Source organism: Acidisphaera sp. S103 (assembly GCF_009765975.1).
Taxonomy (GTDB): domain Bacteria; phylum Pseudomonadota; class Alphaproteobacteria; order Acetobacterales; family Acetobacteraceae; genus Rhodopila.
The window spans coordinates 218,732-224,398 of record NZ_LMUJ01000108.1 but is presented as its reverse complement, the minus strand read 5'-3'; the positions used below and the strand labels follow the sequence as shown (position 1 = coordinate 224,398).

The 5,667-nt window shown below is 62.8% G+C and carries 6 protein-coding genes; 2 read left to right on the top strand and 4 right to left on the bottom strand.

The features are described from left to right. On the top strand, nucleotides 1–933 hold a 933-nt coding region (locus tag GSQ89_RS35980; protein ID WP_158932910.1), incomplete at its 5' end, for an LLM class flavin-dependent oxidoreductase. Between the two features lie 138 nt (nucleotides 934–1,071). Here GSQ89_RS35980 and GSQ89_RS35975 read toward each other — a convergent pair. The 3 genes from GSQ89_RS35975 to GSQ89_RS35965 form a co-directional block, all read right to left on the bottom strand. Further along, entirely contained in the window at nucleotides 1,072–2,250 is a 1,179-nt protein-coding gene (locus GSQ89_RS35975) for a VWA domain-containing protein (protein WP_158932909.1), read from the bottom strand. Further along, complete coding sequence (locus GSQ89_RS35970; RefSeq protein WP_158932908.1) at nucleotides 2,250–3,095, bottom strand: MoxR family ATPase; 846 nt, start codon at nucleotides 3,093–3,095, stop codon at nucleotides 2,250–2,252. Before GSQ89_RS35970 ends, GSQ89_RS35975 begins: the two co-directional genes overlap by 1 nt. Nucleotides 3,096–3,235: 140 nt before the next feature. Continuing rightward, the gene (locus GSQ89_RS35965) at nucleotides 3,236–4,051 is read right to left on the bottom strand and encodes a sulfotransferase (RefSeq protein WP_158932907.1); all 816 of its coding nucleotides are present in this window, start codon (nucleotides 4,049–4,051) and stop codon (nucleotides 3,236–3,238) included. A 413-nt stretch (nucleotides 4,052–4,464) separates the two neighbouring features. Here GSQ89_RS35965 and GSQ89_RS35960 point away from each other — a divergent pair, with 413 nt between their 5' ends. Beyond that, nucleotides 4,465–4,608, top strand: coding sequence for a hypothetical protein (locus GSQ89_RS35960; protein WP_158932906.1), 144 nt, complete (start codon nucleotides 4,465–4,467; stop codon nucleotides 4,606–4,608). A gap of 754 nt (nucleotides 4,609–5,362) precedes the next feature. Here GSQ89_RS35960 and GSQ89_RS35955 read toward each other — a convergent pair. Next, a partial coding sequence (locus GSQ89_RS35955; protein ID WP_158932905.1) for a hypothetical protein occupies nucleotides 5,363–5,667 on the bottom strand: 305 nt, incomplete at its 5' end.

Below are 5,667 nucleotides of genomic sequence, written 5' to 3'. Positions count from 1 at the left end.
TATCAGGGGAAGGCGAACATTTATGGGCGGTCGTTCGAGACGCTGACGCATGGTGCGGCGCTGGGGGCGGTGACGAAGCGGATCGCTATTTTCTCGACCGTGCATGTACCGCTGGTGACTCCGGCGTTCGGGGCGAAGGCGATCGCGACGATCGACCATGTGACGCATGGGCGGGCCGGGCTGAACATCGTGTGCGGGTGGAACCAGGCGGAGTTCGACCTGCATGGCGTGACCATCGATCCGGAGACCCGGTACGACCATGGGCTGGAGTGGTTTCAGATTTGGTCGAAATTGCTGGAGGGCGGGCCGGAGTTTGACTGGGACGGGCGGTTCTTCAAGCTGAAGCGGTTGCAGACCGATCCGGTCTCGGTGCAGCGGCCTCGGCCGCCGGTGATGTCGGCGGGGTTTTCGCCGAAGGGGCGGGATTTCGCGGCGCGGGCGGCGGATGTGCTGTTCCTGAACGTGACGGAGCTGGATCAGGTGCCGGCGCTGCTGGCGGATGTCTCGGCGCAGATGGATCGGTACCGGCGGACGATTTCAGTGTTCACGATGGGGCATGTGGTGTGCCGGGCGACCCGCGCCGAGGCGGAGGAGTACTTCCATTACTTTGCCGAGGAGATGGCGGATACCGAGGGGCAGGATTATTATCGCGGCGCACGGGGTGCGACGGTCCCGGGGGCTGGTGCGCCGATCGCTCGGCCGTTTGAGAACCGGTTCACGCGGACGGGGGCGGGTCGTTTCGCCGGCGGGTATCCGGGGGCGTATCCGTTCGTCGGGTCGCCCGATGACGTGGCGGAGGAGATGGCGCGGATGAGCGCCGCGGGCCTGGCCGGGTGCACTGTGGCGTTTGTGGACTATCTGAAGGAGATTCCGTTCTTTGTGGCGGAGGTTTTGCCGCGGCTGGAACGGTTGGGGTTGCGGGGGAAGGGGTAATCGAAGTCGTGGGCGGCCGGGTCTTTTCACCGCCGTGGCCGGGCGAAGTCCCGGCTATCTGCGCTTCGTCGGACGGTGCGAAGATGGCCGGGACACGCCCGGCCATGACGGATGGGGTGGGGCAGGCTCAGTCACAACCTACCGGCTCAATTCCCGCGTCATTTCGTCGATTCCGTTCACCGTCAGGGGATACATCCGGCCTTCCATCAGGTCGTTGACCATGTTGATCGATCGCACGTGGCCCCAGCTTTGTCTTGGTGTCGGATTCAGCCAGGCGGCGTGGCGGTAGTGGCCGGACAGGCGTTCCAGCCAGGTGGTGCCGGGTTCTTCGTTGTAGTGCTCGACGGAGCCGCCTTGCATGGTGATTTCGTAGGGGCTCATCGCCGCGTCGCCGACGATGATCAGTTTGTAGTCGGGGCCGTAGGTGCGGAGGACCTGCCAGGTGGGGATCACTTCCTCGAACCGGCGGCGGTTGTTCTTCCAGACTTTCTCGTAGGGGAAGTTGTGGAAGTAATAGTATTCCAGGTGCTTGAATTCGGTGCGGGCGGCAGAGAAGAGTTCCTGGGTCAGTTTGACGTGATCGTCCATTGAGCCGCCGACGTCCAGGAACAGCAGGACTTTTACGTTGTTGTGGCGTTCGGGGACCATCTTCAGGTCCAGGCTGCCGGCGTTGTTGGCGGTGGACCGGATGGTGTCGGGAATATCCAGTTCGGTGGCAGCCCCTTGGCGGGCAAAACGGCGCAGGCGACGCAGGGCGATTTTCATGCCGCGGGTGCCGAGCTCGACGGTGTCGTCGAGGTCCCTGTAATCGCGGCGGTCCCAGACCTTGACCGCTCGCCTGTGGCGGGATTCGTCCTGGCCGATGCGGACGCCTTCCGGATTGTAGCCATAGGCGCCGAAGGGGGACGTGCCGGCGGTGCCGATCCACTTCGATCCGCCCTGGTGCCGGCTTTTCTGTTCCGCCAGCAGTTCTTTCAGGCGGTTCATAATGGCGTCGAAACCGCCGAGGGCGTTGATTTTCTCCATTTCCTCGGGGCTGAGGAGCTTTTCGGCGAGTTTGCGCAGCCATTCCTCTGGCAGGTCTTCGACCTTGACGCCCTCGGGCGGTTCCAGGCCTTTGAAGCAATGGGCGAAGACGCGGTCGAACTTGTCCAGATGGCGTTCGTCCTTCACCAGCGTCGCTCGTGCCAGATAATAGAAGTCCTCGGTGCTGTAGTCGGCCACCCCGGCTTTCATCGCCGCCATCAGGGTCAGGTATTCGGTGATGGAGGCCGGCAGGCCGGCGGAGCGCAGGCTGAGGACGAGGTGCGAGAACATCAGGTTCCCCGGCGTGCCAGAAAGGCGAGGCGTTCGAACAGGTGGACGTCCTGCTCGTTCTTCAGCAGTGCGCCGTAGAGCGGGGGGATGACGACCTGCTTTTCGTTGCTGCGCAGGATTTCCACCGGCAGGTCCTCCACCATTAGCAGCTTGAGCCAGTCCAGCAGTTCGGAGGTGGCGGGCTTCTTTTTCAGGCCGGGCACGTCGCGGACCTGGAAGAAGACGTTCAGTGCCTCCCGAGCGAGGTCCTTGCGGATGTCCGGGTAGTGGGCCTGGACGATGCGCTCCATCGTTTCGCGGTCGGGGAAGCGGATGTAGTGGAAGAAGCAACGGCGCAGGAAGGCGTCGGGCAGTTCTTTCTCGTTATTGGAAGTGATGATGACGACGGGGCGGTTTTTCGCGACGATGGTCTTGCGGGTTTCGTAGACGAAGAACTGCATCCGGTCGAGTTCGAGCAGCAGGTCGTTGGGGAACTCGATGTCGGCTTTGTCGACTTCGTCGATGAGGACGACGGTTTGCTGTTCGGCTTCGAACGCGTCCCAGAGTTTGCCGCGGACGATGTAGTTACCGATGTCGTGCACGCGGGGATCGCCGAGCTGGCCGTCGCGGAGGCGGGAGACGGCGTCGTATTCGTAGAGGCCTTGCTGGGCCTTGGTGGTGGACTTGATGTGCCACTCGATCAGGGGGCGGTTCAGCGCGGCGGCGACTTCGTGCGCCAGGACGGTCTTGCCGGTGCCTGGTTCGCCCTTCACGAGCAGGGGGCGTTCCAGGGTGACGGCGGCGTTGACCGCGACTTCCAGGTCGCGGGTCGCGATGTATTTTTCGGTACTTTTGAATCCGGGCACGCCTTGGGTCCTTCGACTGTTGGGGGGATTGTCGGGGGGTTGGGCGTTTGGGGCAAGCGGGGCGTGTTTTCGGGGGGTTAGGTGGGAGCCTTTGGCACTTGGGCTCCGGTATAGTAAGCGGACCCATTAGAAGCCCGATATCAGACGATGCGCACCCCGCGCTTGTTGAAGGCGGCGTCGTGCCAGAAATTTTCCCCCTCATAACGACGCCACAGGTCGGGGGGCAACAGCGTTTGACGCTCGACAGCACGGACGGCCCGTTGAACCTTGTGCAGACCGGGTGTGCCGAGCCGGGCGTCGAACTCCGTCGCGTCGAACGAGATGTTCTCGAAATTATGGGTAAAGCGCGGCAGACCGACGAAGTCATAGACACGTTCCATCGCGTAGGCCGGGTTGCGCGACAGGGTCTCGTAGGTCAGCAGCAACAGCCGGTCAGATTCCTCGCTGTGCATTGCCTGCTTCATCGCGTTGTAGGCGAAGCCGACCAGGCCGTTGCGGCTGCTCAGGCCGTCGGCGCGGGAGTACGCCGTTCCGGCCGGGTCGAAATCAAAAATCCTCGACAGTTCCCAGCGGTTCCGCCGCACCAGCCGCTCAATACTGTCAATGATCCACGGCATGTTTCGCACACAGCAAATCACCTTCGCATTCGGAAACAGATCGGCGACCAGATGCAGCCGACTGGTCCACACCCGGTTCGTATCGAACACCGTGCGGATCGGGTGAATGGCATGATAGTAATTCTCGAACACGCCGCGCAGCAGGGCCTGCCGCTGCCCGTCATCGATCATCACCGCGGTCTCGTTACCCTGGCTGACTTCCCGCAGGATCGTGCCAACGAGCGAGCCAACCCCGCTGGTGATGCCGGCATGCAGTGCGGGATTCTGCAACAGCAGCGCCGCCAGCAGCGTCGATCCCGAACGGGGCAGGCCAGAGATGAAATGAATGCCATTCTTCATGGTTCAGGCCCTGCTCGCTGGAAACCGGATTTATACCATCGTCATTGGCAAGATGGGCAACTCTGGCGACGGAAGGCGTTGGAACTCGGTGCACAGCGTGAGCAATTCGGTATCGCTTTTTCGGATTCGATCGCCGCTGCGTAAGCAATTGCTGGGGTGACGAGTTGGCCAGCGCGAATCCCAGAAGGGCGTTGTGCCTGGTGATGCCAATGCCACGATCGCCCGGCGAGTCATTTCAGTCTCGATTTCGCGGGGGACATTCTCTGAGCCGACCAGCATCCTCCGACCCAACTCGCGCTGTCCGCGCAGAAGCCTATCCATAAGAGCAAAGAAAATGATATTACAACCAATGATTGAGTTGGCCCTTTGTGATGCTACAGAGCGCGGAATGGTTCTGAGGACAGAATAATCACATGTCAGGTACGACTTTTAATTACGACGGAGCGATCGTCCAGACCTTCACGGTCGTGACCACGGGCACCTATGATATCACTGGCTATGGTGCCCCGGGCGGCGCCGATGAAAATGGCACTCTCGGCGGCCAGGGGCAGAGATAGGGGGCACCTTCAGCCTCACCGCGGGCGAGGTCCTCACAATCGCCGTCGGCGGCGGATCGATCTCGCCGCCCATCCGCGGCGGGAAACCGCCGCGCCAGTCCGCATCCGCCAAGGCGCGTTTTCCGATAACATGCCGCATCGTGATCTCACGGGCGCGACGCTGCGTCGATGGACCAACGGTGACGCGGTCTTACCCCTGTCGGTGACGGACGGCCCGACGATGCTGGAAATTCAGGCCAGCAGCGGCAGCACGGCATACCTCGCAGACAGCGATCTGCCTATCCGCTAATGGAACGGGATGCACGCGATGCCGGTGTCCAGCACCCAATGGCTGGAACCGGTCACCGGGTTTCGTTTTACTGGCAGATGAAGCCCGGTTTGACCGTAGCAGATCGGGGATGACGGCGTCGGCCGGGGCGCGGGATGTGACCGTTCTGGCTGAACCGGCGATCCGCGCTTTGTCGCCGTGCGACGATGGCCGGGAGCGCTCCATCGGGACCGGGGATGTCGGCGGGAGAGAGTGGGTTCGGTACCCGCTGTCACCTCTTGGCCGGGTGTGTCCCAGCCATTTTTGCACCAGCGGATGAAGCGCGGATAGCCGGGACACGCCCGGCTATGACGATGGGTCGCTGGGGGTCGGCTAAGCAATCCTTCGCTCACTGCTCATGCTGACGCCTGCGGGTTATCCTGCATATCTATGGACCGTCCGGCCATGGGGATGATCAAGCGATATGGATGCCGAATCCGCTGACGGTCAGGGCCAGGTTCGCACCCGGTCCGATTCCTGGGCCGGGGTCAGCACCGATGGGCCGTCGGCCAGGCCTCGGGGGTGGCCTGGCACGGTGTCGGGGTTTTGCCAGCAATCCACCGTGCCCAGGCTGCGCGTGCAGTACGGTGGGGGTTCGGGCTTCGGTTCCACCGGCCGGCAGTAGGTTGTTCCCTGGTCCAGCCGGACCACCGAACAGTCGCGCCCCGTCCACCACGAGTATACCGCGTCCATCGGGGTTCGCTGGATCGCGGCCACGCTACCGATGGTCGTGGCGGCCCCCACCGTGGCGG

Coding starts and splice junctions, on each gene's coding strand:
- GSQ89_RS35975 (WP_158932909.1), bottom strand. CDS start 2,250: ATGTTCTCGCACCTCGTCCTCAGCCTGCGCTCCGCCGGCCTGCCGGCC.
- GSQ89_RS35960 (WP_158932906.1), top strand. CDS start 4,465: ATGTCAGGTACGACTTTTAATTACGACGGAGCGATCGTCCAGACCTTC.
- GSQ89_RS35965 (WP_158932907.1), bottom strand. CDS start 4,051: ATGAAGAATGGCATTCATTTCATCTCTGGCCTGCCCCGTTCGGGATCG.